21 protein-coding genes are annotated in these 26064 nt (G+C 65.8%); 10 read left to right on the top strand and 11 right to left on the bottom strand.

Translation table 11 applies throughout. The annotated features are described in order from the left end of the window. The first annotated feature begins 18 nt into the window (after nt 1-18). The 3 genes from DAD99_RS04255 (at nt 19) to DAD99_RS04245 (ending at nt 2860) form a co-directional block, all read left to right on the top strand. Nucleotides 19-678 (top strand): DUF6318 family protein, encoded by a 660-nt coding sequence (locus tag DAD99_RS04255; protein WP_309233197.1) that lies wholly within the window; start codon nt 19-21, stop codon nt 676-678. Nucleotides 679-1049: 371 nt separating this feature from the next. Then, on the top strand, nt 1050-1646 hold the full coding sequence (locus tag DAD99_RS04250; RefSeq protein WP_227007637.1) for a PKD domain-containing protein: 597 nt from the start codon (nt 1050-1052) through the stop codon (nt 1644-1646). Between the two features lie 143 nt (nt 1647-1789). Beyond that, nucleotides 1790-2860: an alkene reductase gene (locus DAD99_RS04245; protein WP_193340482.1), complete on the top strand. Its 1071-nt coding sequence runs from the start codon at nt 1790-1792 to the stop codon at nt 2858-2860. Between the two features lie 215 nt (nt 2861-3075). Here the strand turns inward: DAD99_RS04245 and DAD99_RS04240 are convergent, their stop codons facing one another. Beyond that, nucleotides 3076-3372, bottom strand: a complete 297-nt coding sequence (locus DAD99_RS04240; RefSeq protein WP_104062760.1) for a hypothetical protein — start codon at nt 3370-3372, stop codon at nt 3076-3078. A gap of 137 nt (nt 3373-3509) precedes the next feature. Here DAD99_RS04240 and DAD99_RS04235 point away from each other — a divergent pair, with 137 nt between their 5' ends. Further along, the gene (locus DAD99_RS04235; RefSeq protein ID WP_193340481.1) at nt 3510-5975 is read left to right on the top strand and encodes a Tex family protein; all 2466 of its coding nucleotides are present in this window, start codon (nt 3510-3512) and stop codon (nt 5973-5975) included. Between the two features lie 55 nt (nt 5976-6030). Here the strand turns inward: DAD99_RS04235 and DAD99_RS04230 are convergent, their stop codons facing one another. Genes DAD99_RS04230 through DAD99_RS04215 form a run of 4 tightly spaced genes read right to left on the bottom strand, consistent with a single transcriptional unit; the run spans nt 6031 to nt 9037 of the window. Continuing rightward, a complete protein-coding gene (locus DAD99_RS04230; protein ID WP_227007658.1) occupies nt 6031-6771 on the bottom strand; it encodes a YqjF family protein in 741 nt (246 codons plus the stop codon). A gap of 42 nt (nt 6772-6813) precedes the next feature. After that, the gene (locus tag DAD99_RS04225) at nt 6814-7197 is read right to left on the bottom strand and encodes a DUF1622 domain-containing protein (protein ID WP_193340480.1); all 384 of its coding nucleotides are present in this window, start codon (nt 7195-7197) and stop codon (nt 6814-6816) included. 60 nt (nt 7198-7257) lie between these two features. After that, nucleotides 7258-8118, bottom strand: coding sequence for an SDR family oxidoreductase (locus DAD99_RS04220; protein ID WP_193340479.1), 861 nt, complete (start codon nt 8116-8118; stop codon nt 7258-7260). Nucleotides 8119-8122: 4 nt separating this feature from the next. Next, nucleotides 8123-9037, bottom strand: a complete 915-nt coding sequence (locus tag DAD99_RS04215; protein WP_185262699.1) for an MSMEG_6728 family protein — start codon at nt 9035-9037, stop codon at nt 8123-8125. Between the two features lie 252 nt (nt 9038-9289). Here DAD99_RS04215 and DAD99_RS04210 point away from each other — a divergent pair, with 252 nt between their 5' ends. After that, on the top strand, nt 9290-9826 hold the full coding sequence (locus DAD99_RS04210; protein ID WP_375372173.1) for a hypothetical protein: 537 nt from the start codon (nt 9290-9292) through the stop codon (nt 9824-9826). Between the two features lie 198 nt (nt 9827-10024). On the opposite strand, the gene DAD99_RS04205 is transcribed toward DAD99_RS04210, so the two are convergent. Both DAD99_RS04205 and DAD99_RS04200 read right to left on the bottom strand, forming a co-directional pair. Then, complete coding sequence (locus DAD99_RS04205; RefSeq protein WP_193340477.1) at nt 10025-10672, bottom strand: transglycosylase family protein; 648 nt, start codon at nt 10670-10672, stop codon at nt 10025-10027. Between the two features lie 217 nt (nt 10673-10889). Next, nucleotides 10890-13508, bottom strand: a complete 2619-nt coding sequence (locus DAD99_RS04200) for an excinuclease ABC subunit UvrA (RefSeq protein WP_193340476.1) — start codon at nt 13506-13508, stop codon at nt 10890-10892. A 48-nt stretch (nt 13509-13556) separates the two neighbouring features. On the opposite strand from DAD99_RS04200, the gene DAD99_RS04195 reads away from it, so the two are divergent. The 4 genes from DAD99_RS04195 (at nt 13557) to DAD99_RS04180 (ending at nt 16855) form a co-directional block, all read left to right on the top strand. Next, on the top strand, nt 13557-14663 hold the full coding sequence (locus DAD99_RS04195) for an adenosine deaminase (RefSeq protein WP_227007636.1): 1107 nt from the start codon (nt 13557-13559) through the stop codon (nt 14661-14663). A gap of 240 nt (nt 14664-14903) precedes the next feature. Further along, a complete protein-coding gene (locus DAD99_RS04190; protein WP_193340475.1) occupies nt 14904-15797 on the top strand; it encodes a glycosidase in 894 nt (297 codons plus the stop codon). A gap of 162 nt (nt 15798-15959) precedes the next feature. Beyond that, complete coding sequence (locus tag DAD99_RS04185) at nt 15960-16505, top strand: YceI family protein (RefSeq protein WP_193340474.1); 546 nt, start codon at nt 15960-15962, stop codon at nt 16503-16505. Nucleotides 16506-16510: 5 nt separating this feature from the next. After that, a complete protein-coding gene (locus DAD99_RS04180; RefSeq protein WP_193340473.1) occupies nt 16511-16855 on the top strand; it encodes an acylphosphatase in 345 nt (114 codons plus the stop codon). On the opposite strand, the gene DAD99_RS04175 is transcribed toward DAD99_RS04180, so the two are convergent. The 3 genes from DAD99_RS04175 to DAD99_RS04165 all read right to left on the bottom strand — a co-directional run bounded on the left by DAD99_RS04175 (nt 16842) and on the right by DAD99_RS04165 (nt 23195). Then, nucleotides 16842-18047: an MFS transporter gene (locus tag DAD99_RS04175; RefSeq protein WP_193340472.1), complete on the bottom strand. Its 1206-nt coding sequence runs from the start codon at nt 18045-18047 to the stop codon at nt 16842-16844. The genes DAD99_RS04180 and DAD99_RS04175 overlap by 14 nt on opposite strands. 19 nt (nt 18048-18066) lie before the next feature. Continuing rightward, nucleotides 18067-21807, bottom strand: a complete 3741-nt coding sequence (locus DAD99_RS04170; protein WP_193340530.1) for a TM0106 family RecB-like putative nuclease — start codon at nt 21805-21807, stop codon at nt 18067-18069. A 191-nt stretch (nt 21808-21998) separates the two neighbouring features. After that, nucleotides 21999-23195, bottom strand: coding sequence for a TerC family protein (locus tag DAD99_RS04165; protein ID WP_193340471.1), 1197 nt, complete (start codon nt 23193-23195; stop codon nt 21999-22001). A gap of 137 nt (nt 23196-23332) precedes the next feature. Here DAD99_RS04165 and DAD99_RS04160 point away from each other — a divergent pair, with 137 nt between their 5' ends. Next, nucleotides 23333-25660: an FdhF/YdeP family oxidoreductase gene (locus tag DAD99_RS04160; protein ID WP_193340470.1), complete on the top strand. Its 2328-nt coding sequence runs from the start codon at nt 23333-23335 to the stop codon at nt 25658-25660. Nucleotides 25661-25722: 62 nt separating this feature from the next. Here the strand turns inward: DAD99_RS04160 and DAD99_RS04155 are convergent, their stop codons facing one another. Beyond that, entirely contained in the window at nt 25723-26049 is a 327-nt protein-coding gene (locus tag DAD99_RS04155) for a DUF6457 domain-containing protein (protein ID WP_185262709.1), read from the bottom strand. Nucleotides 26050-26064 lie beyond the last annotated feature (15 nt).

Raw genomic sequence — 26064 nt, 5'->3', positions numbered from 1 at the left:
ACGGGGGATTAGCTGCCCATGACATCGCACATCACTTCCACGGCCAGGCGTTTGCGCATGCACTTTGTTGCTGCTGTTGCCGTGTCCGCTTTGCTTTTGACCGGATGTAACCCGGGTGGCGATCCCAACAGTGGTGGTACATCGTCCGAGGCTCCGACTGCGAGCTCCACGGCCAGCCCCAGCCCCACTCCGACGGCGACTCCTGTCTATGTGCCGGCTTCGGCTAGCGGCCGGGCTCAGAATGTGCCGGTGCCGGTGCTGCCCGAGGTCGCCAAGACGGAGACGAAAGAGGGGCTCGAGGCGTTCGCCCGCTATTGGTTTCAACTGTTGAGCTATGGCTACGAGACCGGCGACGCAGCCCAGATTTCCGCGATCACAAGTACCGACTGCACTATGTGTGAACGCGCCAAGGAAGTCCAGCAGGGGTGGCACAGTGATGGCAGGTGGCTTGAGGGCGGCCGAGTAAGCACACCCGCCGTCACCACAAATTTTCGCGTTTCGGCCGACGGGAACTACCAAGTTGCCGTGCAGGTTTCTCAGGAAGCCATGTCGTACCACAATGTAGATGCTTCTGTGGATAGCTCAGATCCGAAAACGGCGGACTCCGGAAGCCTTATGCTCGTGGTCTTCAAGAATGGATCATGGTTCGTGAACACCATCGAGCCGATCGTCGGCTGACAGTGGCCCACTTACTGTGTCGCCTTGGGCTAGGGGTCCTCGCCGCGTTCCTTTTGACGAATGCTTCAGTCTCGGTTGCGCTAGCAGCCGGTCCAAGTGGTTTCGCGCCCGCGGCCGCTGAAAAGCCGCCACCCGTCAAGGGGCAATGGGGATCGGATGCGGCGGAACTAAATGGGTGGGTTTTGGATCCGGCAAGCGGAAACTTCGCCAGGCCTGAGCCCGGGGTCCCAATTTTGGATCCCAACAACTACAAGTACGAACTGCAGTGCCATCTTGGCGGGGGTGACTTCGACTCAGTTTGCATACGGAATCAGATTGAATGCACGAACGGGCCGGACGGCGAAGACGGGATCCCGGTCATCTGGTATTCCATGCCGAGAGGCGTTCCTGGGGCCGTTTGGGCCATCCACTCCGGACCCACTTGCCTCTACGACGCCAAACCCGAGGACCTCCTGCCACGAATAGCCGCCCAGATTCAACAGCAGTTTGAGAGCCTCCCGATCAGCGCCGGATCGGTTGTCGCGCAGCCCAGCCCCAACACGCTCCGCGGTGCTGAGACGAACTTCTACGCCGACGCGTCTGAGCAACAGTTCGACGTGACGATGTTCGGGCAGAAGGTGCACGTTGTCGCGACGCCGGTTCAGTACACCTGGAACTACGGCGACGGAACCGTCTTCGGACCGCAGCCTTCCATGGGTGGGCCGCTGCCACAGGACCGCTGGGGTGAAAAGACCCGAACAAGCCACGTCTACGCAGACACGGGCGACTTCCAGGTTTCCCTCACTACGTCCTTCCATGGCACATATTCCGTGAACAACGGACCGCCGCTGCCCATACCTGGCCAGGGGCAGTTCAGTGCACCGCCGCAGACAATCAGCGTCTGGCGGTCCATCACCCGGAACTACGCGGACGACTGCAACCAGAACCCGCAGGGTCAGGGTTGCCCTGGCGTCGCATCGCCCCGCTAGGAAGCCGCGTATGTGACGGCAGGCGCGCCTGGACTCCAGGCCAAGCCACCCCGTCCGAGAGTGATCCGCGCCTCCATCGGAATACTTGCACGCGCCGCGCAGTTGGGCACAGCAGTACCAATTCACCTCGAAAGGAACTGCGCATGCTGTTTTCCCCCTTAACTCTTGGCGAGCTTGAACTGCCCAACCGCCTGGTCATGGCGCCCCTGACGCGCCTTCGCTCAGGCGAGGATGGTGTTCCGGGTGCCCTGGTCGTGGAGCATTACAGGCAGCGGGCATCACTGGGACTCATCGTCAGCGAGGGCACGTACCCGAGCCCCGCAGGACGCTCCTATCCGGGTCAGCCGGGTCTGGTCACCACGGAGCAGATTGCTGCCTGGAAGAAGGTCACGGACGCGGTGCACGCTGAAGGCGGCCGGATTTTCGCGCAGATCATGCACGGCGGGCGGGTTTCCCATGCGGACATCACCGGCGGCCACACCATTGTGGGTCCGAGTGCCGTGGCCATTGAGGGTGAGGTCCGCACACCGGCCGGCAAGCAGCCATACCCCGTCCCGCACGCACTGACCACCGACGAGTTGCCCGTTGTCATGCAGGAAATCGTTGCCGGCTCGGTCAACGCCATCGAAGCGGGATTCGACGGCGTGGAGCTGCACTCGGCCAACGGCTACCTTCTCCACGAATTCCTGGCCCCGAACTCCAATGTCCGGGACGACAGCTACGGCGGTTCGCCGGAAAAGCGAGCCCGCTTTGTGATTGAAACGGTCAACGCCGTGGTGGCCGCGGTGGGTGCGAACCGCGTGGGTATCCGCCTCTCGCCGGAGCACAGCGTCCAGGGCATCGCCGAAACGGATGCGGCCGATGTCCGCGCCACGTACGAGGTGCTGGTGGACAGCATTGCGCCGCTCAACCTCGCCTACGTCAGCATCCTGCACCACGAGCCCACCAGTGAGCTGGTCCAGGATCTCCGGGCGCGCTTCAACGGCACATTCCTGGTGAACTCCGGCTTCGGCACCATAACCACCCGTGAGGAAGCAGCCGCGCTGGTGGCCGACGGACATGCGGACGCGGTGGTGGTGGGGCGCCCCGCCATTGCCAACCCGGACCTCGCGCGTCGCTGGAAGGATAGCCTTCCGCTGAACGAGCCGGACCCGTCCACCTTCTATGCTGACGGCTCCGTAGGCTACACGGATTACCCGGCGTATTCGGCTTAGCGGTCAATTCTCGCCTTGACCGGAGCTTAACGACGACGGCGGCACCCGGCTTGGGTGCCGCCGTCGTTGGCTGCTCGGTGTGCTGTCCCGGCAGCCCGCGCCAATAAGCCATCCGACGGCTGTTTTGGCTCATTTTCAACATTGGGTCGCCCAGATTCACAAGTGCTGAGCGGTAACTCCAGAATACTCAAGCGAATGGATTATTGCTAGGAAAACTACAGGTATGCCTCCCGGCCCGTCCCTTCGCGCATCACCAGCTTGTCATCCTGAATGGAGACGAGCAGGCTTTTGGGCTTTCCGCTGACTTTGGTAATGGCTTTCAGGCCCCGGTTGGTGACTTCCACACCTACCTGCGCCCCTTTCGCGGGAAGCTCCACGGACGCTTCGTAGGCTTCCCCCAGCAGCGGGTTGGTGGACACCCCCATATCGCGGCGGACCTCCTTGCCATTGACCATAACGGTGATGTTGGCCTCGTCGAATCCTTCCTGAAAGACGATGAGCAGTTCCCGCATGGTGGCCTCTTCCTCGAAATGATTGCCTGTGACGGCATATCAACTACAGCACTTCGCGGCCCGGAGCGGAATACCCCGGCCGGCTGCCCGGCAGTGCGTCACTGGAGACCATCAGGCCCGTAGGGCAAAATGTTCAGGTGACCCAACTCCCGCACGTCCCGTCCGCCCCCACGTCTGCCTCAACTCCGGACAGCGCCATCCATGCCCAGATCGCCGCCGAGCTTGGCGTGAAGACCTGGCAGGTCAAGGCTGCAGTGGACCTGCTCGACGGCGGGTCCACCGTTCCGTTCATCGCCCGGTACCGCAAGGAAGTCACCGGGACGCTGGATGACACGCAGCTGCGCGAGCTCGACGAGCGCCTGCGCTACCTCCGCGAACTCGAGGACCGCCGTCGTACTGTCCTCGAAGCGATCGCCGCCCAGGGGCAGCTGACGCCCGAACTGCAGACAGCGATCCTTGCCGCGGACACCAAGTCACGGTTGGAGGACATCTACCTTCCGTTCAAATCCAAACGCCGCACCAAGGCCCAGATCGCCCGTGAAGCCGGGCTGGAGCCGCTCGCTGATGCCCTACTGAAGCGGCCCGACCTGAACCCGGAACGCGAGGCTGCCAGGTACCTGAACGCCGAACACTCCATTGGTGACGCGGCCGCCGCGCTCGCCGGCGCCCGTTCCATCCTGGTTGAGCGGGTTGCGCAGGATCCGGACCTCGCGGCGACCCTGCGCGAGCGGCTGTGGACGCAGGGGCGGATGGTGTCGCGGGTCAAGAAGGGCAAGGAGTCCGACGGGCAGAAATTCGCCGACTACTTTGACTTCGTCCAGGCGCCCACCGGAATGCCCTCGCACCGCGTGCTTGCGCTGTTGCGCGGCGAGAAGGACGGCGTCCTGGAGCTGGAACTCGCCGAAGCGGATCCGAACGACGACGACGCCCTGGCCGCTGCGCGTGCCCGCTACGAATCCGCCGTGGCCAGGTGCCTCGGGGTCGCAGACCGCGGCCGGCCCGCTGACGCGTGGCTGATCCAGACCGCGCAGCTCGCCTGGCGCTCGCGGGTACTGGCCCGGCTGACTGCCGACCTCCGGGGAAGGCTGTTCACGGCCGCCGAGGACGAAGCTGTCCGCGTATTCGCCGCGAACCTGCGCGACGTACTCCTGGCGGCACCCGCTGGAAACCGCGCCACTCTTGGGCTGGACCCCGGACTGCGGACCGGCGTGAAAGTGGCCGTTGTGGATGGCACGGGCAAGGTGGTGGCCACCGACACCGTCTACCCGCACGCGCCTGCCCGGAAGTGGGACGAGGCCCTCGCAACCCTGGTGCGGCTCGCCCAGAAGCACAAGGTAGAGCTGGTGGCCATCGGCAACGGCACAGCGTCCCGGGAGACTGACAAGCTGGCCGCGGAACTGATCAAGCTGCTGCCGGCCGCGGATGCGAAACCGCAGAAACTGGTGGTTTCCGAGGCTGGGGCGTCGGTGTACTCCGCGTCGGCGCTCGCATCGGCGGAGCTGCCGGGCATGGATGTTTCCCTGCGCGGAGCCGTCTCCATCGCGCGGAGGCTGCAGGACCCGCTGGCGGAATTGGTGAAGATCGATCCCAAGTCCATCGGCGTGGGGCAGTACCAGCACGACGTCACTGCAGCGAAGCTGGACCGCAGCCTGGACGCGGTGGTCGAGGACTGCGTGAACGCTGTCGGCGTTGACGTGAACACGGCGTCGCCCGCGCTGCTGAGCCGTGTGGCCGGCGTCGGGCCGTTGCTGAGCGAGAACATTGTGGCGTACCGGAACGAACACGGGCCGTTTGCCAAGCGCAGCGAACTGAAGAAGGTGCCCCGCCTGGGTGCGAAGGCGTTTGAGCAGTGCGCTGGCTTCCTGCGGATCACCGGAGGAGCAGAACCGCTGGACGCATCGAGCGTGCACCCCGAGGCGTATCCGATTGCCCGGAAAATCCTGGTGGCCGCGGGCTCGGCGCCGGCATCGTCCCTGGATCCCCGCGCTTTCGTTGACGGCACCTTTGGTTTGCCCACGGTCCAGGACATCCTGGCCGAACTGGACAAGCCGGGCCGGGATCCACGGCCTGCCTTTGCAGCGGCGACGTTTTCGGAGGGCATCGAGAAGATCTCCGACCTCAGGCCCGGCATGGTGCTGGAGGGGACCGTCACCAATGTGGCCGCGTTCGGTGCGTTTGTGGACGTGGGAGTGCACCAGGACGGCCTGGTTCACGTATCTGCGCTGGCCAACCGCTTTGTCTCCGATCCCCGCGAGGTAGTGAAGTCCGGGCAGGTTGTCCGTGTGAAGGTGCTGGAGGCCGATCCGGAGCGGAAACGGATTTCGCTCACGCTACGGCTCGACGACGAGCCGTCGACTTCGGGTGGCAACCAGCGGGGAAACGAGGGCCATCGTGGCGGGCGGAACGCAGGCGACCGTGACAGCGGCTCCGGAGGCGCGCGACGGCCCGGCGCCTCCGGTGAACCCCGCCCCCGCAGCCAGAACGTTGAACCGGGACGGGGATCGTCCGGCAAACGTCCCGACAATCGGCCTCAGGCCAGCATGCCGGCTCCTGTCGATACAGCCATGGCTGAGGCGCTTCGCAAGGCCGGCCTCGGCAAGTAACCTGTCATGCTGGCTGGACGCCTAGCACCGGTAGAGACGGGGCCAGCCAACGCTGCTAAGGAAGCAGCACGCGGGGGCGCCCGAACTGGGTCCGAACTCCGGGGGAGAAGAGGACAGAGTCAGGGGGACCGGACACGTTGATTCCGGCGGCGCTGATCAATTCGTCGTCGAGTCTTGTCACCTTGGCCCGGTGCAGGGGCCACGCCGCATGCGTGTTGGGGACGTACAGCGTGCGGCGCCCGATGGTGGTGTGGAGGCCGAACCTCGCTGTCAGGTGAACGGACAGCGGATCGGCAGCGACGGTGTCCAAATCGGGTACGGCGCCGAAGTCGCTCCGGGCCCCGTCCCTGAACCGGCGGACAGTGAAGCCGATGGAGTCAGCTATCGCCGACCGACGGAAGCCCGCGCGGGACCAGACGTAGGGGATTCCCGCCGCCCGGGCCGCCAAGACCACAGCGAGCCGGTTGGCGTCCAGGCTCAGGAACACCACGCCTCGGGTGCCATCCGGTTCTCGGGAGTAAAGACGGACATTGATCTCATTGAAGTCCCCGAAGAAAGGTATCGCGGGACCGCTGCCGAGCCCGGCCTTCCGCATGCGGAAACCTATTAGGCCCACCCAGGACGAGCGGTCGAAGACGTCAGGTACCACCCCGGGAGGCATGAAGTGCGCTGCCTCGGCTTCAGGCAGACGCCAGTGCAGGAACAAGGCATCAGTCCAACGCTGGTCCATGATGATGGGCCGCGGTAGTTGGGGCGCATCCGGCCAAGGATCCAGCTCCTTCGCGTGGGAAATCATCACTACTGCTGTCCTCCTTACTGCCTCTCCGCTGGTGGGGGCTTAAGCGTCCGTTCGCGCCGTACCCGCGGGTGCTTTCTGCCACGGCCATCGTCCCGTGATTTCCAGCTCCAGCGAGAAGCTCAGGAACGTACGGATGAGGACGATGATGGCCAACACCCCGACGCTCTCGAAGGTGGGCGTCACGGCTACCGTCCGGATGATGTCGGCGGCCACCAGGAGCTCCAGTCCCAGCAGGATGGACCTCCCCAGCAGTTGCCGATAAGCGCGGTATACCGTCAGCTTCTCGGCCCCGGCCGGCAGTTTTCGCGGCTGATAACCGCGCAGGGCCATCGGAATGGACACCACAGCGCCGATAACCATCACGGATACCCCCGCCAAGTCCATGAATTTACCCACGGTCTCGATGATCTGCTGGAAATCCACCCTGCTCCTCGTGTGTAACGTGCTTGCCGCCCCTTGGAAGAGGTGCCTTACGACAGCAGCCTAGGGGTGGCGGACTCCAGTTCCGGCAAAGACCTCGCGGTAGCCCTCACGGAAGGTTGGATAGGCGAACTGGAAACCCGTGGACCGGAGCAGCTCATTGCTACAGCGTTTGTTGCCCCCGCGGGCCTCGCCTGCCGGACCAACTGGCGGTTCCGGATAGCCCATTTCGGCGGCCAGGAACCGCAGCACATCCCCGAGGTCAGCGGGAGAGTTGTCCACACCGACATATACCGGCGCGGGCATAGCTTCCATGCAGGCCAGGCGCACCATTGCAGCAGCGGCGTCGTCCCGGTGGATCCGGTTGGTAAAGCGCGGCTCGTCGGGGACCACGGCAGTCCCGCCGCGGACCTGATCAATCAGACGGGTCCGGCCCGGACCGTAGATCCCGCCAAGCCGCAGCACAACGGGCGAGGTGCCAGTGCCGCGCAACCGCGAAACCACGAGTTCCTCCGCTTCGAGGAGGATGCGTCCCGAGAAACTGCCGGCTGCCGCCGTCGTACTCTCATCAACCCAGCCACCGGCGGCGTCGCCGTAAACAGCGGTGGAGGACACAAAAAGTACCCGGCGTGGCGTCACACCGTCGCGCTCCAGGGCGTCCAGGACGTGCGTCAGCCCGTCCACATAGGCGGCCCGGTAGGCCGCTTCCGTGGGTGAGTCGGCCGCAACGGCTACGACGACGGCCGTGGTGTCCGGCGGGACAGTGGGCAGGTCCGTGGAGCCCAGGTCCGCCGCTACACCTTCGATCGCAAAAGGCAGTTTCTCGGGCGAACGGCGCCAGCCCACCACCCGGTGTCCGGCCGCGGCGAAGCGCAGGCCCGCTTCGGTGCCCAGGTCGCCGCAGCCGGCTATGAGGATGGTCACGGACTCAGGGAGCGGGAACCGGGAAGAACACCCGGGGGTCCTGCAGGAGTGCCGGGTAATCGAACGCGGCCCGGTCGATTACCTCGGTGACGCTGAATGTGCGGCCGAACCGGCCGTCGTCGAGCGTGATGGGACGGCCCAGCACCTGCCCGACGGCGAACTTGGTGCCGTCCTCAAATGAAACGGCAACGGTGGTCTTGCCGGGGAGGGTGGCGAACGCTTCCTCCTGAGCCTGGCGCTTGCGGGTGGGCTTCTTCACGAGCTGCTTGGGCGGCAGCTTGCGCGGCTGCTTGGACGGGCGGCGGGAGCCGTCGTCGACGTATACGGGGGAATAGCCATCCTCTGGTGCGGCGGGTGCAGCAGCGCCGCCGCGGCGGATCGGAGGCAGGGCCACGGTATCCAGCGTCTGCGGATCGATTTCTGTGTGCGGGTCGCGGAGGATCCAGAGGATGTCGCCCTCGGGTTCTGCCGGGTAGAACTCGTGCTTGGGCTCAGGCCAAATGAAGTCCAGGTCCAGGTCGGCGTCAGGAAACACCGTCTTGTAGAACTTCGGTTCCTTGCGGAGCAGCTTCGCGCGGTGGCTCAGGTGGAAATCAGGATTTCCGAGCCACTCCGGCAACGGGATCCTGGCCGCGTAGTCCGGATGGGCTGCCTGGGGCGCGAACTCGGTGATGTTGGCGCGGGTATTGTCCTCATGGCCGCGGGAGGTCCATTCGTCCACCATCGCCAGGCCGTACATGGTGAGCGCCGGAACGTGGCCCATCCACATGCGGACGGCGGGGTGGTCCAGCCAGCCGTACTCGGGAATCACCAGAGCCCGCAGGGTCTGCAGCGCCTCAACACGCTGCTTGCCAAGCCTGGCGGTGTCCAGTGCTGCGGCACTCTGCCGGAAATCGGGATACGGAAGGAAGGTTTGCATCCCTTCAGTCTGACGGCATGCGGCGGATGTGCCAATTGCAGTGCCCGGCGCCACACGCGCGGGATCCGGTGGCGGGGTCCCTCAATCACAACAGCGCCATAAATAGTTCACATAGTGGACCGATACATACAACGGGTAACGCTAACCACTAAGATCGCCGAAACGCCCCACCGTCCCGGAAGCCCCCCAATGACAATTTCTCCTGTTGCGCCCACCGGTTCAACGCAGTTGTTTGTGCCCAAGTTCGGGCAGATGCTGGATCCGGAGGCCAAGGGCATCCTGGTCCTTGATGAATTTACCCTCGACCCGGCTGCTGCGCGGACCGAGCAGCACGGTTTTCGTGCCGCCATGGCCGCCGTTGCCCTGACCCTTCGCCGGATCGTTGCTCTGCGGATCGTGATTGCGCTCGTGGCCATCGGCAACCTGCCTCTGTTCCTGATGTCCAGCGGCTGGTGGATCTACGCCGTTTCCCTCGCCCTGGTGGTTGGTGTACACCTTGCCGTCTCCTGGCTCAACAAGCACGAGCCCAAAGTGCGCCAGCGCCAGATGCTGGAACTTCACCTGCACCGCGAGAAGAGTGCCAACTACCGCAAGGTCCGCGACGCTGTGAAGTACATAATCGACACCCCCAGCCGCATGAACGAGCAGCTCTACCTCGAATTGCTGGCGGCCAAGCGTGTGGCACTGAACCTCGCCCACGGCACGGTGGCCCTGCTGGACACCACGGACGACGCCGCGTGGAAGGTCCGCATCATCCGCGAGATTCCGGCCGCCAAGGCAGCAGCCTAAGCGAGCAGGACCGCGGATAGCCGGGCGGGAATATCAGGCGCCTGCCCGCCATTCAGAACACAACGGACGACGCCGGAGCTCCCCAGCGAGGGGCGCTCCGGCGTCGTTGTTTCCCGGCGTTGTTGCTGCCGGGTTTTGTTGTTTCCGCGGACCGTCATTCTTGGGGAAAGGGGCGGTTCCCGCGGAAAGTGTTGAAGCTTAGGCGGGAAGCTGCAGGACCTGCCCGGAGAATACAAGGTCCGGGTTGGCAATGGTGTCCAGGTTGGCGTCCGCCAGGCTCTGCCAGCCGCCCTCAACGCCCAGCTTGTCGGCGACCGTACTCAGGGTGTCGCCGGGCTCGAGCGTGTAGGTCTCGCCGCTCAGTTCCACGGGCGCGGCGTGCTGCGGAGCGGTCGCGGCATCCGTCGCGGCTGGCAGGGCTGGTGCCTGCTCCACGGGTGTCTGGACTGGCACGCTCTCGACCGGCACGCTCTGGGGGGTCACCGCCGTCGTGCCCCCTCCGCCGCTCAGGCCGAGTTCCGCGGCGCAGGACGGCCACGCTCCCCAGCCCTGCGATGCCTGGACCTGTTCGGCCACTGCGATCTGCTGTTCACGGCTGGCATCGGCCGCGGAACCGGTGCCGCCGTAGGCAGCCCATGTGGTGGCGCTGAACTGCAGGCCGCCGGAGTAGCCGTTGCCGGTATTTGTGGCCCAGTTTCCGCCGCTCTCACACTGCGCCAGGGAATCCCAGGTTGCGCCGTCGGTGGCCGCGTTGGCTGCCGTGACGGAGAGTGCAAGGCCTGCCGCGGAAATGGCGGCGACGGCTACTCCACGGCGTGCGGCAGTACGAATGGTGGTGTTGTTCATAGTGTGATGCTCCTGAAGGCCACCAGCGCTCGGTCCGTCCCCGGAGGTTATTGCGCCACTGCCCGCCCCTGACGATATAGAGGTCAATTTTCGGTGTCTGCCGGCCGGGCAGTTCTGGTGGAGGCAGCACCGGGCATTCATGTCGCCCGAAGAACGGGCTTGCATTTCACGCTAGGACATCGCCGGCCCGTTATCAAACCGAGATGATTTCTGGTGGTCAGCTGGTGACCGGCTGGGGAAGCGCGGCGGCCAGGTAGGGCGCGGTGCGGCTGGCGGTGGAACCCGCGACGTCGGCGGCGGTGCCGGTGGCGACAATCCGGCCGCCGGCGTCCCCGCCGGAGGGGCCAAGGTCAATGACCCAGTCCGCCGCCGCCACAACGGCCATTTCGTGCTCGACCACCACCACGGTGTTGCCGCTGTCCACCAGGCCGTGGAGCTGGGCCATCAGGAGTTCGACGTCGGCGGGGTGGAGCCCGGTGGTGGGCTCGTCCAGGAGGTAGAGAGTATGTCCCCGCTGGGCTCGCTGAAGCTCGGTGGCCAGCTTAATGCGCTGGGCCTCGCCGCCGGAAAGCTCCGTGGCGGGCTGGCCCAGACGGAGATAGCCCAGGCCCACATCCCCGAGGCTCTTCAGGCTGCGGGCCGCGGCCGGAATGTCGGCCAGGAACGCGGTGGCCGCATCCACCGTCAGGCGCAGCACTTCCGCCACATTCTTGCCCCGATACGTCACCTCCAGGGTCTCGGGGTTGTAGCGGGACCCGTCGCACTCAGGGCAAGGCCCGTAGCTGCCCGGGAGGAAGAGCAGTTCAACCGCCACAAAGCCTTCGCCCTGGCAGGTTTCGCAGCGGCCTCCGGCCACGTTGAACGAGAACCGCCCGGCGCCGAACCCGCGTGCCCTCGCCTGCTCCGTCGCCGCGAATTCCTTGCGCACCGCGTCGAACAGGCCGGTGTAGGTGGCGAGGTTGGAGCGGGGGGTTCGCCCGATGGGTTTCTGGTCCACAGTGACCAGCCTGTCGATCCGTTCCGCGCCGCTGACCGGTCCCACGGACAACGCCGTGGCCGGGCCCGCATCATCAGGTTCGGACAGCTGCGGCGCCTGGTGATTCTTCAGCCCGGATCCCACGACTTCCCCCAGGACATGCGTCACCAGGGTGGACTTGCCGGAGCCGGACACCCCTGTGACTGCGGTCAGAACGCCCAGCGGGAACCGCGCGGCCAGGTCCTTGAGGTTGTGCCGGGTAATCCCGGCGAGTTCCAGCCAGCCGTCGGGCTCCCGGGCGCCGCCGGCATGGGGCACGGTGCCGGCATGTGGCGCGGTGCCTGCACGAGGTGCCGTGCCGCCGTCGGAAGCTCCTCGGAGCCCTCCGTTGCCGCGCGCCACGCCGTCGTTGAACAGGAAGGGCCGCGTGACTGACGCTTCGATGGCCGCGAGCCCGGCAACCGGCCCGCTGTAAAGCACCTCGCCGCCGCCTTCCCCGGCGCGGGGACCAACGTCCACCAGCCAGTCGGCCCGGCGGACCACGTCCATGTTGTGCTCCACCACAAACACCGAGTTGCCGGAAGCCTTGAGCTGGTCCAGGACCGCCAGGAGCGGTTCGGCATCGGCCGGATGGAGGCCGGCGGACGGTTCGTCGAGCACGTAGATCACGCCGAACAGTCCAGACCTGAGCTGGGTGGCGATCCGGAGCCGCTGCATCTCGCCAGGGGAGAGAGTGGGGGTGACGCGGCCCAGCGCCAGGTATCCGAGGCCCAGATCCAGGAGCACGGTGATGCGCTGCAGGAGATCGGCGGTGATGGCCACTGCCACCTCGTTTTCCTCGCCGGAGGACTGCCGGCGTGACGCGGTACCGGCTTCCTTGAGCCCGGCGGTGGGGCGGATGATTTCGGCGAGCTCCGCCATCGGCGTGGCGTTGAGGTCGGCGATATTGCGGCCGCCGAACGAGACCGCGAGGGCTTCGGGCCGGAGCCCGGTGCCGCCGCAGCGCGGACACGGGCCGGACTCCATAAACGCCAGGACGCGCTCGCGCATGGAGGCGCTCTGGGAGTCCGCCAGGGTGTGCAGGACGTAGCTTTTGGCGCTCCAGAAGCGACCCTTGTATGGCTTGGCCACGCGGTCCCGCTCGGGCGTGACTTCCACGACGGGCTGCTCGTCCGTGAACAGGATCCAGTCGCGCTGCTTCCTGGGCAGCTGCCGCCAGGGCACGTCCACGTCGTAGCCCAGGTGGCTGAGGATGTCGCGGAGGTTCTTGCCCTGCCAGGCGCCGGGCCACGCCGCGATGGCCCCTTCCCGGATGGTCAGGTTGGCGTCCGGGACCAGGGATTCCTCGCTGACGGTGTGCGCCACCCCTAGCCCGTGGCATTCAGGGCAGGCGCCGGCCGCGGTGTTCGGCGAAAACGCGTCGGAGTCCAGTAGCTCGGCACCGGCCGGGTAAGTGCCCGCCCGGGAAAACAGCATGCGGAGCGAATTGGAGAGCGTGGTCACCGTGCCCACGGTGGAGCGGCTGCTGGGGGCGCCGCGGCGCTGTTGAAGTGCGACGGCGGGTGGCAGCCCGGAGATCATCTCCACTTTGGGATTGTGGCCCTGCTGGATAAGGCGGCGTGCGTACGGAGCCACGGATTCGAAGTAGCGGCGCTGGGCTTCGGCGTAGATGGTGCCGAAAGCGAGGGAGGACTTTCCCGAGCCGGAGACCCCGGTAAAAGCCACAATGGAGTCGCGGGGCACATCCACGTCCACGTTCCGCAGGTTGTTCTCCCGCGCGCCCCGGACCCGGACGAAGCCGTCCGCCAGATGGCCAGGAGTGGGAAGGGAAACATCGTCAGCCTGTTTAAGGTTCCGCATCGATCCGACTCTAGCCGCGAACCGGCCGGCGGGCGATATCCTGACCCGATGGACAACAACCGGGACACCGCCGCCGATACGCTGCCACAGACGGGACCACCAGCCACGGAAGTGCCCGGGACGGAACTTCCAGGGACAGAACCTTCGGAGACGGACCTGCCGGAGACCGAGGCGGCGCAGCTCCTGCCCGTCGCGGAACTGCACCTGCACATTGAGGGCACTCTGCAGCCGGAGCTGATCCTCGAACTGGCCGGGCGCAACGGCATCACCCTGCCGTACTCCGGCCTGGAAGAGCTCCGCGGACTGTACGAGTTCACTGACCTGCAGTCCTTCCTGAACCTGTACTACGCCAACATGGCAGTGCTGCAGACCGAACAGGACTTCGCCGACATGACCCGCGCCTACCTGGCCCGCGCCGCCGCTGCAGGGGTCCGGCACGCGGAGATCATGATGGACCCGCAGGCCCACCTCTCCCGCGGTGTCAGCCTTGAAACCTGCGTCAACGGCGTGGCGTCGGCCCTGGCCACCTCCCAGGAAGACTTCGGCATATCCACCCTCCTGATCGCCGCATTCCTGCGGGACCTGTCCGAGGAATCCGCGCTGGAAGTCCTGGACGGCCTGCTTGCCATGAACGCCCCCATCGCGGCCATCGGTCTGGATTCCGCCGAGGTGGGCAATCCGCCGGCAAAATTCGAGCGGCTGTTCGCCAAAGCCCGCGAAGCGGGCCTGCGGCTGACCGCCCACGCAGGCGAGGAGGGGCCGCCGTCGTACATCATCGACGCTCTGGACGTCCTCGGAGTGGAACGGATTGATCACGGCATCCGCTGCATGGAGGACCCCGAACTGGTGGAGCGGCTGGTGGCGGACCGGATTCCGCTGACGGTCTGCCCGCTCTCGAATGTCCGGCTGCGTGCCGTGGACACCCTGGCGGACCATCCGTTGCCGGCCATGCTCGCCGCCGGGCTCAACGTCTCCGTGAACTCGGACGATCCGGCGTACTTCGGTGGGTACGTGGACGACAACTTCTCCCAGCTGAAGGCCGTTTTTGACCTTTCAGACTTTGACAGGGCACGGTTGGCGGCCAATTCCATCCATTCGTCGTTCGCCTCCGAGGAGCGCAAAGCCGAGCTCCTGGACGAGCTGAACGCCGGCTAGCTCCGGTCCGCCCTGCTCGATACACTGGTGCGCGAGCGCGGCCGGAAAGAGTCCGGCGATACCCGGAATTTGTGCTCCAGGGTTGAGTAAACAGCCCCCTAGCCGAGACTCCTGCCTCACTTCTGCTGTAATCCGCGTCATAGTCGGTCACGACACGCAGAGTTAACCAATTCAAGTCGCGCGATTTAACAGGGACTTGGCAGGATGCCTAGTGACAGATCGCATTATGCAAGGGGAAAAATGGCCAAGTCCATCGCAGATAACACCGACCTCCGACTCAAGACCGTGCTGCACGTGCTGACGGAAGGCGTCTGGTCCGGCGGTTCACTCAACGCTGGCGAGGTTCTGGCGGAAGCCACTGCGCGCGTGCCGTTCAGTGAACACGAGGCCACGCTGCTCAGCGGCGGCATCCCGCGTGGACACAAGACGCTCACCTCCGCCACGGCCAAGCTGGTCAAGGCCGGCTGGCTGGTCAAGGGCCGTTCCGGCTGGACCATCACCGATGACGGCATGCGCGCCACGGTGGCCTTCCCCGATGCGGATTCGTTCGCCACGGCGCTCGACGCCGGCACTCCGGTTCCTGCCGACGTCGCCATTCCGCCGGCCCCGGCACCTGCGCCGGCAGCGAAGGCGGCTCCCGCCAAAAAGGCCCCGGCGAAGCGGACTCCCGCCAAGAAGGCCGCCGACGCCGTCGGGAAGGCCGCCAAGGCAATCGAAGACGCCATTGAGGACGCCGTGGAGCCTGTGGTCAAGGCCGTCCGCTCACGCAAGGCAGCACCCAAAACTGCGGCTAAGGCTGCGCCCAAGGCCGAAGCTCCAGCTGTGGAGACTTTCCCGCAGCCCGAGGCCGTAGCGGTTGCCGGCGACTTCAACACCATCCTGGGCGCGCCGGAGAACTGGGCCCCGCAGTACGACGAAGCCCAGCTGACGCTCGATGCCCTGGACCAGCTGTGGAAGATCAGCGCCGACCTGCCCGCCGGCTCTTACACCTTCAAAATCGCACTGAACCGTTCGTGGGACGAGAACTACGGCGCATTCGGCACGTTCGATGGCCCCAACCACGAACTGCACCACGACGGCGGCACGGTCACCATCCGCTACGATCACCGCACGCGGGACATCACCATCAACTGACCGGACGCGCCCCCTCCTCCCACCGAGTTTTTGGGCATGTATCCGCGTCTGCGGGCGGATTTTGGGTCAGTATCTGGACAAAAACTCCGGAGTGAAGCAGTGTGGAAACCGGCCGTCCTGGCCGGTTTCCACCCCACTGTTTCCCACCAAGGAGATGCAAAAGTGACCCTACCTTCAGGCCTTACCTCGGGCGTCTGGACCCTGGACATGTCGCACAGCGAGATCGGCTTCACTGTCCGGCACGCGGGCATCAGCAAGGTCCGCGGACGTTTCACGGACGCCTCGGCCGAAGCCCGCGTTGGTTCATCCCTGGCCGAGGCTTCGCTTCACGCCACGGTCAAAACGGCCAGCTTCGATTCCGGCGACGCCAACCGCGACGGACACGTGAAGGGGGCGGACTTCTTCGATGTGGCGGAGTACCCAGAAATGACGTTCCGTGCCACCTCGGTAGAGGGCGACGGCGAGGATTACACGCTCACGGGCGATCTCACCATCCGCGGAATCACCAAGCCGGTGGAGATGGAGGTTGAGTTCACCGGGGTAGCCGTGGACCCGTTCGGTGCCACCCGCGCAGGGTTCTCCGCGGAGTGCGAGATCAGCCGCAAGGAGTTCGGTCTGACCTGGAACGCTGCCCTGGAAGCCGGCGGCCTGCTGGTCAGCGACAAGGTAAAGATCAACGTCGAAGCGGCGCTGGTCAAGCAGTCCTGACAGCCATGGGCTTTTCCTGGCGCCGCGACGACTCTGGCCGGGATAACCCTGGCGGGGATATCCCCGGCCGGGAGTACGGCGACATCCGGCTCTCTGCCCGCGTCTATGGCGTGGTGCAGGGGGTCGGGTTCCGTTTCTGGACGATGGGAAAAGCCGACGAGCTGGGGCTTAAGGGCGTGGTGAGGAACCTCGACGACGGCTCGGTGTCCATCGAGGCCGAAGGGCCGGAGCAGCAGGTCCACAAGCTCCTGGACTGGCTGAGATCGGAGAACGCCCCCGGCCGGGTGGAACGGGTGGAGGAGTCCATCTCCGCCGCCGACGGATCGTTCCGGGATTTCACGGCACGCTGACGCGCTCTTTTGGCCCCGGCGGGTAGGAGTGCCGCCGTCCCGTGAGGATCAGCGCAAACGCGACGACGGCGGGAATTGCAGCGGCGATCGGGACCAGGAGCGGCCCCGCAATGGTGAGGGCAGCGGCGCCGAACATCGCGCCGATCATGATCCCGACCTGGATGGTCAGTACCGTCAGTCCATTGGCGGCGTCCCTGTACTCGCCCCCGGCCCGGAGGATGGCGGACTGGTTGTAAATCCCCATCGCGCCAATGCCTGTGCCCCAGACCAGCATCAGGGCCAGCGTGACCGGCAGCGCCAGGGACGGCACGACGCTTCCCACCAGCGGGAGCAGTGCCACGGAAATTACAACGCCGGCGACAGTGATCAGAAGCCAGCGCCGGGGCCGGGAGTCCACGGTGACGCCGGCGATCCAGATGCCCACCAGCCCGGCAACACCGAGGACACTGATGGACAGCGGGATGCTGAAGTCAGGCAGCCGGACCTCGCGCAGGAACGGCGCAATGTAGGTGAACAAGGCGAAGTGGGCCATAAGCATCAGCGGCCAGGCAACGGCGACAGTCTTCACTCCCGGCTGGCCGATTGCCTTGCGGATTGATGGGTGCGGAGCATCGGGGATACGCCGCACCGGGGGAAGCAGCCACACGGCAAGGAGCGCCAGCACCACCCCGGAGGCGGCCAGGACCAGGAACGCCGCGCGCCAGCCGACGATGTTGCCCAGGGCGGTGCCTACCGGGGCGCCGATGGCCAGTCCCAGGCTGTTGCCGCTGAAGACGATGGCCAGCGCCTTGCCCACTTTGTGGGCCGGGACGATCCGCGCCACAAACGGGGCCATGGCGGACCACAGCAGGCCGTGGGCAATACCGCCCACCACCCGTGAACCCATGGCGGCACCGAAATCGGAGACGATGGCCACCAGTGCGTTGCTGGCCGCGAAGAACAGGATCAGCGCGATGAGCAGGTAGTGCCGGGGGACCCGCGCCAGCAGCAGCGACAACGGGATCACGGTGACCACGATGATGGCGGCATAGCCCGCCGTCAGATACCCGGCGGTGGCCTCGGAGACGCGGAAGTCGGCGCTGATCTGGGGCAGCAGGCCGGAGGGCAGGAGTTCGGTGGTGATGGCGGTAAAGCCGATGGCGGCAAGGACGATCAGGGCGCCAACTGGCAACCTGTTGCTCTGGGAAGTCACTTCATGAACTTACCGTGATTCAGCGGTAAGAACACGGTTTCTCAGGGTGTTGCGCGGGCCGTGAGTACCAAGGGCCATGGACACCCGCGCTGAGGCCGATGAAGGCGCCGAGCTCCTCCAGTACCGCCGGTTTGGCCGGCATGTAGTTCGTGAGCTCGGGGGAGCGGATGATCACGGCACGCCACTGGCCCCGCGACACGGCCACGTTGATCCGGTTCCGGTTCAGCAGGAATTCGACCCCGCGCGGAGCTTCGGCAACGGCGGAGCAGGCCATGGACACCAGGACCACCGGCGCCTCCTGGCCCTGGAACTTGTCTACCGTGCCCACACGGACACCGGGCAGGCCGGCGTCGTGCAGGGCCTGCCGGATCAGCTGGACCTGGGCGTTGTAGGCGGCCACCACCAGGATGTCCTCCGGGTTCAGTGGCCTGGCCGGTTTGTCGTCGCCAGGAAGCCATTTAAGCCCGATGTGCCGCTGGGCCTGACGGACCACCTCGGCAGCTTCTTCTGCGGAGGACTTGGTGTTCCCGCTGTGGTCCACAAAGACTGTTTCCACTCCGGCCGGCAGCTCCGCGAGGCTGCGGAGGGACGCTGCCGGCGCAGCTTCCAGCTTTCCGTCGTAGCTGAGGACGGACACGGCCCGGCACAGGTCCGGGTGCATCCGCCAGCTGTCCGCCAGGAAATAGCCCAGTTCGCCGGGGAGCGTGGCGTGCCCGGCAGCAAGCCAGCCCAAGGCGGACTCGTCCACGGGCTCCGGGTGCGAGCCCTGCGTGACCTGAGGCAGCTGCTGCGGGTCACCGAGGAGCAGGAGGCGCTTGGCGGCGCGGGCCACGGCCAGTGTGTTGGCCAGCGAGAACTGGCCGGCCTCGTCGATGACCAACAGGTCCAAGGATCCTGCTGGCACGGACTTGCCCGTCATGGTCCACGCGGTGCCGCCCACCAGGCAGCCGCCGGGGGCGCCGAGCAGCGCCGCGACGTCGTCGTCGGAGGTTCGGTGCCACAGCACCGGATGCGGGGCGGCCAGCTTCTTCGCCACCCGCGCCGGATCCACACCCGCGGTTTCGATCGCCGTGCAGAGCATGTTCTCCACCACCGCGTGGGACTGCCCCACCACCCCGATCTTCCAGCCCTGTTCCACCAGCCGGGCAATGACGTGGGAGCCGACGTAGGTCTTGCCCGTGCCGGGAGGGCCCTGTACGGCAAGGTATGAGTGATCGAGGTCCAGCAGCGTGGCGGTGATCGCCGTGACGTAGTCCGCTGCACCGGCGGCGTCCGTGCCGACGGCTGCGGGACCTGGCATCGACTGGAAGCGCGGGGGCACCTTGCGCAGGATGTCGACGCCGGGATGTTCCGGAAGCGAGGGGACCGAGGCGCCAACACCCTGGGCCAGTTCGGCCAGGGCGGCCTCGATGCTGGCGGTGCGGATGGGCTGGTCCTCGGTGAGCGCCACCGGAATGTGCGGGTACGCGGGGACTTTCCCTGTTTCCCGTTCCTCGATGGTGATCATGGCCTGGCCGGCAACCCGCGGGTGGTCCTCCACCGCGGTCACGAGCGTGCCGAAGGTGAACCCGCGGCCCGTGGCGGTGCCCAGGGGATCCTCCAGGCCAGCGGGGACCGGTGAATCGTAGAGCCGGCACCAGGTGCTCCCGGGTTTGAACTCAGACCCTTCGCTCATGATCCCCGTCAGCCTCAGCGTGCGGGTACGCATCCGGGCCGTAGGCTTTGCGAACTCCCAGTCCGTCAGTATTTCCGCGGTATCCACCACAAACACGTTGCGGTGCTCAGACCAGTGGTCGATCTCGGACTCGGTGCGGTCGAAGTGTTCCCACCAGAACTGCTTGCGCTCGCGGCGGTGGTATCCGGTGGCTGCGGCCACCATTGCGATGGCCCGTTCGTCGTTGGTCCAGGGCCGGTTGTCCGGCAGGCTGGACAGATACTCCTGGAGACGGCGCTCCTCGGGTGTTGGCTCGGGTTCCGGTAGCGGTGGCGAGGCCGCAACAGCGGACGTCGACGACAACAACGCCGGCTGCCCACCGTCGTCGGAAGTTCCGGTTGTCGCCGTGCGTGAGGCAGCCGTCCGTCGCAGACCCAGCAGCCAGTCGCGGAGGCACAGGGTGGAGAGGCAGTCGTACTCGTTGTAGTCGGAGATGGAGGCCAGGATATGGGCGGCCGTGGCGGCGTCGTCGTCGTCCCGCGCAGCACAGTAACCGGCATATGCCACCACGGAGGCTCCGGCGTCCTTCACGTCCCCGGAGCGGAGGTTGTCTCCCATGTACAGGGGTTCAAGCTTCTTGATGGAGTAGGACGGCTCGGAGATCCGGAGCGAATGCCGGGCGGTGGCGTAGAGGTCCACAAGGAGGCCGTCGCGGAGCCAGTTGTCCACAATGTCTTCGCCGGCGAGGTGCGTGACGGACAGGTTCCGCAGCGCCGATTTCTCGTAGGCGGCGTAGTGGTAAACGTGCATGTCCGGGTACCTGGCGCGCCGCTCTTCCACATAGGCGAGGAAGTCCAGGAATGCCTGCCGCTCCTCGTTGCGCGAATGCGCCCAGAAGGGCCGGAAGACGGGTTTGTTATCCACGACGGGCGTGCCCGCTGCGTGGGCGTCCGCAGCGTCACCGTCAAACACCGGCGCCTCGATCACCCCGAACAGGTACTCCAGCCCCCATTTGCTGGTGGCGGGGTCCTGCCAGAGGGGATCGCCCTCGAAGTCGAAGAAGATGTCGCCGGGACTGGGCTCCGGAATCGCTGCCAAGGCATTCTCCGGCAGCACCTTGAACGTGACGGTGTGCTCCTCGCCGTCCTTGAAGTAGGTGCGGGAACCGTCCGGAACGTCCCGGCCCAGCTGCATACGGGCCTGGTCGCGGAGCCGGACCAGCGAACCCGTGGCCTTGCCCGGCGGGAGATCGGCCAGCTCGTCGATGGTGGTGATGTGGTCGGTTATGAGTTTCCTCCGCCGGAGGGTGGTCATGCCGCCCACCAGCAGGAGGTCGCGGTGGGACCGGACCTGCTCGGCGCAGTAGTTGCACCGACCGCAGTACGCGACGCCGGGCTGTTGCCACTGCACCGCTGAACCGGCCTCGCGGTGGGCGGCGGTCAGGGCGCGGAACCGGTCGCGGCGCTCGCGGAACACCGGCAGCAGGTCCGGCAGGGAGTGGCGGCTGCGGAGGTAGTCGCCGTCAACCACGGCGCCCAGCACCAGTGTGACCCGGGGCGAAGGCTCCAGTCCCATGCCGATGAGCTGGTCGCCGTAGGCGGCGAGCTGCAGCAGCGCGCCCACCTTGGCGTGCCGGGCGAGCTTGGTGTCCCAGACCTCGTAACGGCCAGGATTTCCGGTTCCGGCGGCCTCGTTGACGATGAAGTCCGCGTAGCCCAGGAACTCGCCGTCGAAAAAGGTTGCCTGGAAAACGACGTCGGCCCCGGCACGGAGCGCGAGTTCCGTCTCAGCGTGCCGTGCCAGCAGCTCGCCTCGGATGTTCTCCCCGCGCTCGATCGAGTACACCCCGGCGCCGCGGCCGGCGTCCCAAGCGCCGTACTGCGCAATCAGGCCGGCCAGGACCTTGGCCTCGTGCTTGTCGCCGAGCGCCCCGGCGCGGCGCTGCATTTCGTCGTCGGGAAACTGCGCTTTGGGGGACCGGCCCAGTTTCTCGTCCAGGATACGGAGTGTGCGGTATTCGCATTCGCTGGCGGCCACCAGGTCGCTAGCGGAAAACACCAGGTCCTGCGGCGCGCGGGGGCCGGAATCAGCGGTACTGGAATCCACACTGCGGGGATCAACGCTGGCTGGATCGAGCAGAAACACGGGGTCTCCTCATTGATGTGCCTGGTGACTTGCCTGGCCGGTGGACGGTTCCCCTGGCGCTGGTTTGAATCTAGCAACAGCCACTGACAACGCGGGGTCGCTTAAGGCCCATCACGGGCCTCTGGATGGGCGGTAAGTGACCCCGCGTTGCTTTAGGGGTTCGCTGCCCTGACCTGGGCCTCATCGTGCTCGGTGTGGGCCTTGCGGAGGAGGTCCATGAATTCTGTTTCGTTTCGGATGAGCCGTTTGTACTTCTCCGGCAGGCTGCGGAGCTGGTCTTCCTCCCGGACCATCCGGGCGAACAGCTTGCCCCGCTCCGCCATGTCCGTTTCGTAGTTGAGGTCCAGGTATTCGGTGGCATGCCGTTTGGCGCCGGACACCGCGTTTTTGGCTTTGCCCTTGGGGCTGAAGATCGAGGCCAGCACGGTGACCACCAGGACGCCCAGGATCACGGTCAGGGAAATATTGGTGCTGACCTCCACCACATTGACGGGCTCGCCGTCGTTGATGAACGGCAAGTTGTTCTCGTGCAGGGCATGCAGGATGAGCTTGACGCCGATGAAGCCGAGGATGGCGGCGAGGCCGTAGGCAAGGAAAATCAGCCGGTCCAGCAGCCCATCGATGAGGAAGAAGAGCTGGCGCAGGCCCATCAGCGAGAACGCCGTGGCCGTGAAGACGATGAAGACGTTCTGGGTGAGGCCGAAGATGGCGGGGATGGAGTCCAGCGCAAACAGGATGTCGGTGCCGCCGATGGCCACCATCACCAGGAGCATTGGGGTGAGGACGCGCTTGCCGTTCTCCATCGTGAACAGTTTGTCGCCGTCGTAATGTTCCGACGCCGGGAGGTACTTTTTGGCGAGCCGTACCACCAAGCCCTCGGAGTCGTCGTCGTGATTGTCCGGCTTGAGCAGGTTCCCTGCGGTGATCAGCAGGATCAGGCCGAAGATGTAGAACACCCACGCGAAGCTGTTGATCAGGGCGGCGCCGAGAAAAATGAACGCGGTCCGGGCGATCAGCGAGAAGACGATGCCGAATAGCAGAACCTTCTGCTGGTCTGCGCGGGGGACCTTGAAGCTGGCCATGATGATGAGGAACACAAAGAGGTTGTCGACTGAGAGGGCCTTCTCCGTGACGTACCCGGCGAAGTATTCGGTGCCCATGGGGGTGCCGCCGAACAGCAGCACCCCCAGGCCGAAGAGGAGGGCGATCCCCACATAGATGGAGGACCAGATGGCCGATTCCTTGAGTGTGGGTGTGTGGGCCTTCCGCACATGGAAGAAGAAATCGAAAGCCAGCAGGCCCACGATTCCCGCGATGGTCAGGGTCCAGACAAGGGGAGGGACGTCCATCTGTCCACCCTACCTAGGCGTTTGCCGTTAGTCCTTCTTGACTTGGATGAACCCCTCGATAGGGTGGACTGGGACCGTCGCACTGCAGAAAACCGGTGCGTTAACGGCGAGAGAGCTTGAACCAAGGAGAGTGCAACGTGGCACGCAAGAACCCGCGCGTGGAAGAGGCCAACGAGGCTGACATCGAGGTCAGCGGCCACCCGAAGACGTGGGCCGCCGGCGTCCCGGGTGTCTATCACTCGTTGGAGCCGGCCGTACAGCATATGGGGGCGGTCAGGACCGCGAAAACCCTGCTGGCACTGAACCAGAAGGATGGCTTCGACTGCATGAGCTGCGCCTGGCCGGACCCCGGGCACCGCAAGACATTTGAGTTCTGCGAAAACGGCGCGAAAGCTGTCACCTGGGAGGCCACCCCGGTGGTGATCGGCTCCGAATTCTGGGCCGAGAACTCTGTGAGTGAGCTGCGGCAGCGGTCCGAGTACTGGCTGGGGATGCAGGGACGCCTCACCGAGCCGGTGCACAAGCCCGCGGGCGAGGACCGCTACCGTCCCGTCAGCTGGGAGCAGGCCTTCACCATCGTCGCGGACAAGCTCAAGGGACTGCCGAGCCCGGACCAGGCCGCTTTCTACACCAGCGGCCGGACCTCCAACGAGGCCGCGTTCCTCTACCAGCTGTTTGTCCGCGCCTACGGGACCAACAACCTGCCGGACTGCTCCAACATGTGCCACGAATCCTCGGGCTGGGCCATGGGCCAGACCATCGGCATCGGCAAGGCTACCGTCTCCGCCGACGACTACGCCAAAGCGGACCTGATCATCGTCATGGGCCAGAACCCGGGCACCAACCACCCCCGGATGCTGACTGCCCTGGAGGAGGCCAAGGAGGCCGGTGCCAGCATTGTTGCCGTGAATCCGCTACCGGAAGCGGGCCTGATGCGGTACAAGAACCCGCAGAAGGTCAAGGGAATCATTGGCCGCGGCACGGAGATTGCCGATCAGTTCCTACAGGTCCGCATCGGTGGGGACATGGCCTTGCTCCAGGCAGTTTCCAAGCGGGTCCTCGACGCCGAGGCCGCGAATCCGGGGACCGTGCTGGACCACGCATTCCTCGCCGAACACTGCCAAGGTCTGGAGGAGCTCCGCGAGCACCTTTCCCAGCTGGACGAAGCTGCCGTATTGGAGGCTACCGGGCTGCGGACCGAGGAAATCGATGAACTGGCAGACCGCTATCTGAGGGCGGAGAAGGTGATCATCACCTGGGCCATGGGTATCACCCAACAAAAGAAGGGTGTGGCCGCCATCAAGGAGATCATCAACCTCCTGCTGCTCCGTGGCAACATCGGCAAGCCCGGCGCAGGCGCGTCTCCCATCCGCGGGCACAGCAACGTCCAGGGCGACCGCACCATGGGCATCTGGGAGCAGATGCCGCCGGCCTTTATGGACGCCCTGGGCAAGGAGTTCAGGTTTGAACCGCCCCGTGAACACGGCATCGACGCCGTGGAAACCATCAGGCAAATGCGCGACGGCGGCATCAAGGTTTTCGTGGCCATGGGCGGGAACTTCGTGGGCGCCATTTCGGACACCCACGCCGCTTTCGCGGCGATGGAAAACACCGAACTGTCGGTCCAGATTTCCACCAAACTCAACCGTTCGCACACCGTCACCGGGGGAGAAGCCCTGATCCTGCCCACAATGGGCCGCACGGAGATTGATATGCAGGAATCCGGTCCGCAGTTTGTGTCCGTGGAGGACACCGTCTGCGCGGTCCACGCCTCGCACGGAACAGTTAAACCGGTGGCGCCGGGCCTGCTGTCCGAGGTTGCCATCGTCAGCAGGCTGGCGCAAAAGGTGGCGGGTGACTCGGTGCAGGCGGACTGGGCCGGGTTCGAGAATAACTACGACCTCATCCGGGACCACATCTCGCACGTGGTCAGCGGCTGCGAGGACTACAACAGGAAGATCCGGCAGGACGGCGGCTTTGTGCTGCCGAACGGGCCACGGGATTCGCGGACGTTCACCACCCCTACCGGCAAGGCCATGCTCACGGTCAACGATCTCGAGCATGTGGAACGGCCGGCCGGAACGCTGATCCTGCAGAGCATGCGCTCGCACGATCAGTTCAACACCACCATCTACGGCAACAACGACCGCTACCGGGGCATCAAGAAGGGCCGTGAAGTGGTGTTTGTCAGCCCCGGGGACCTCGCCGAACTGGGGCTCAGCGACGGGCAGCACGTGGACATCCACGGCGTGTACCAGGACAACGTGGAGCGCGTGCTGCGCAACTTCCGGGTGGTCTCGTACCCCACGGCGGCCGGCTGCGCGGCGGCCTACTACCCCGAGGCCAACGTGCTGGTGCCGCTGGAAAGCGTGGCCGAGGGCAGCCAGACGCCGGCGTCCAAGGCCGTGATCGTCAGGCTGGAGCCCGTGGCCGTGCTGGTAGGTGAACCGACCGCCGCAGGATAGGGACTGTCGGCGGTTGAGGCGGCATAGTCGGGCCCGAACCGCTGATGGAGACCCGGGACCCGCTACTGACCGGTGTCTGCCCAGCCCCCAGCCGCGGGGCCGCCGTCGTGCCCGTCCTCGCACAGCCGGAAGGCGACGTCGGCCGCTTGGGTGACTGCCGCCGTCGACTCTGCCTTGGACCCGGCGCCGTTTCCGGCGGCGAGCCCGGCGGCGTAGCCCACCAGGAACGTGGTGACCGGGGCGGCCGCATGGATCACCGAGCCGGCGGACTTTCTGGCCAGGTCAAGGAGGAGTTCCTGATCCACGGCCAGGTCCAGGATCTGCAGTGCCTGGGCCAGCCGGTGGGTCCATTGCTCCAGGGCCTGGGCTTCGTTCTCGTCAACAGCCATGTTCGCTCCTAGGTT

Source organism: Pseudarthrobacter sp. AB1 (genome assembly GCF_014926485.1).
Classification (GTDB): domain Bacteria; phylum Actinomycetota; class Actinomycetes; order Actinomycetales; family Micrococcaceae; genus Arthrobacter.
The sequence above is the reverse complement of the archived record's forward strand: the minus strand, read 5'-3'. Positions and strand labels throughout refer to the sequence as shown.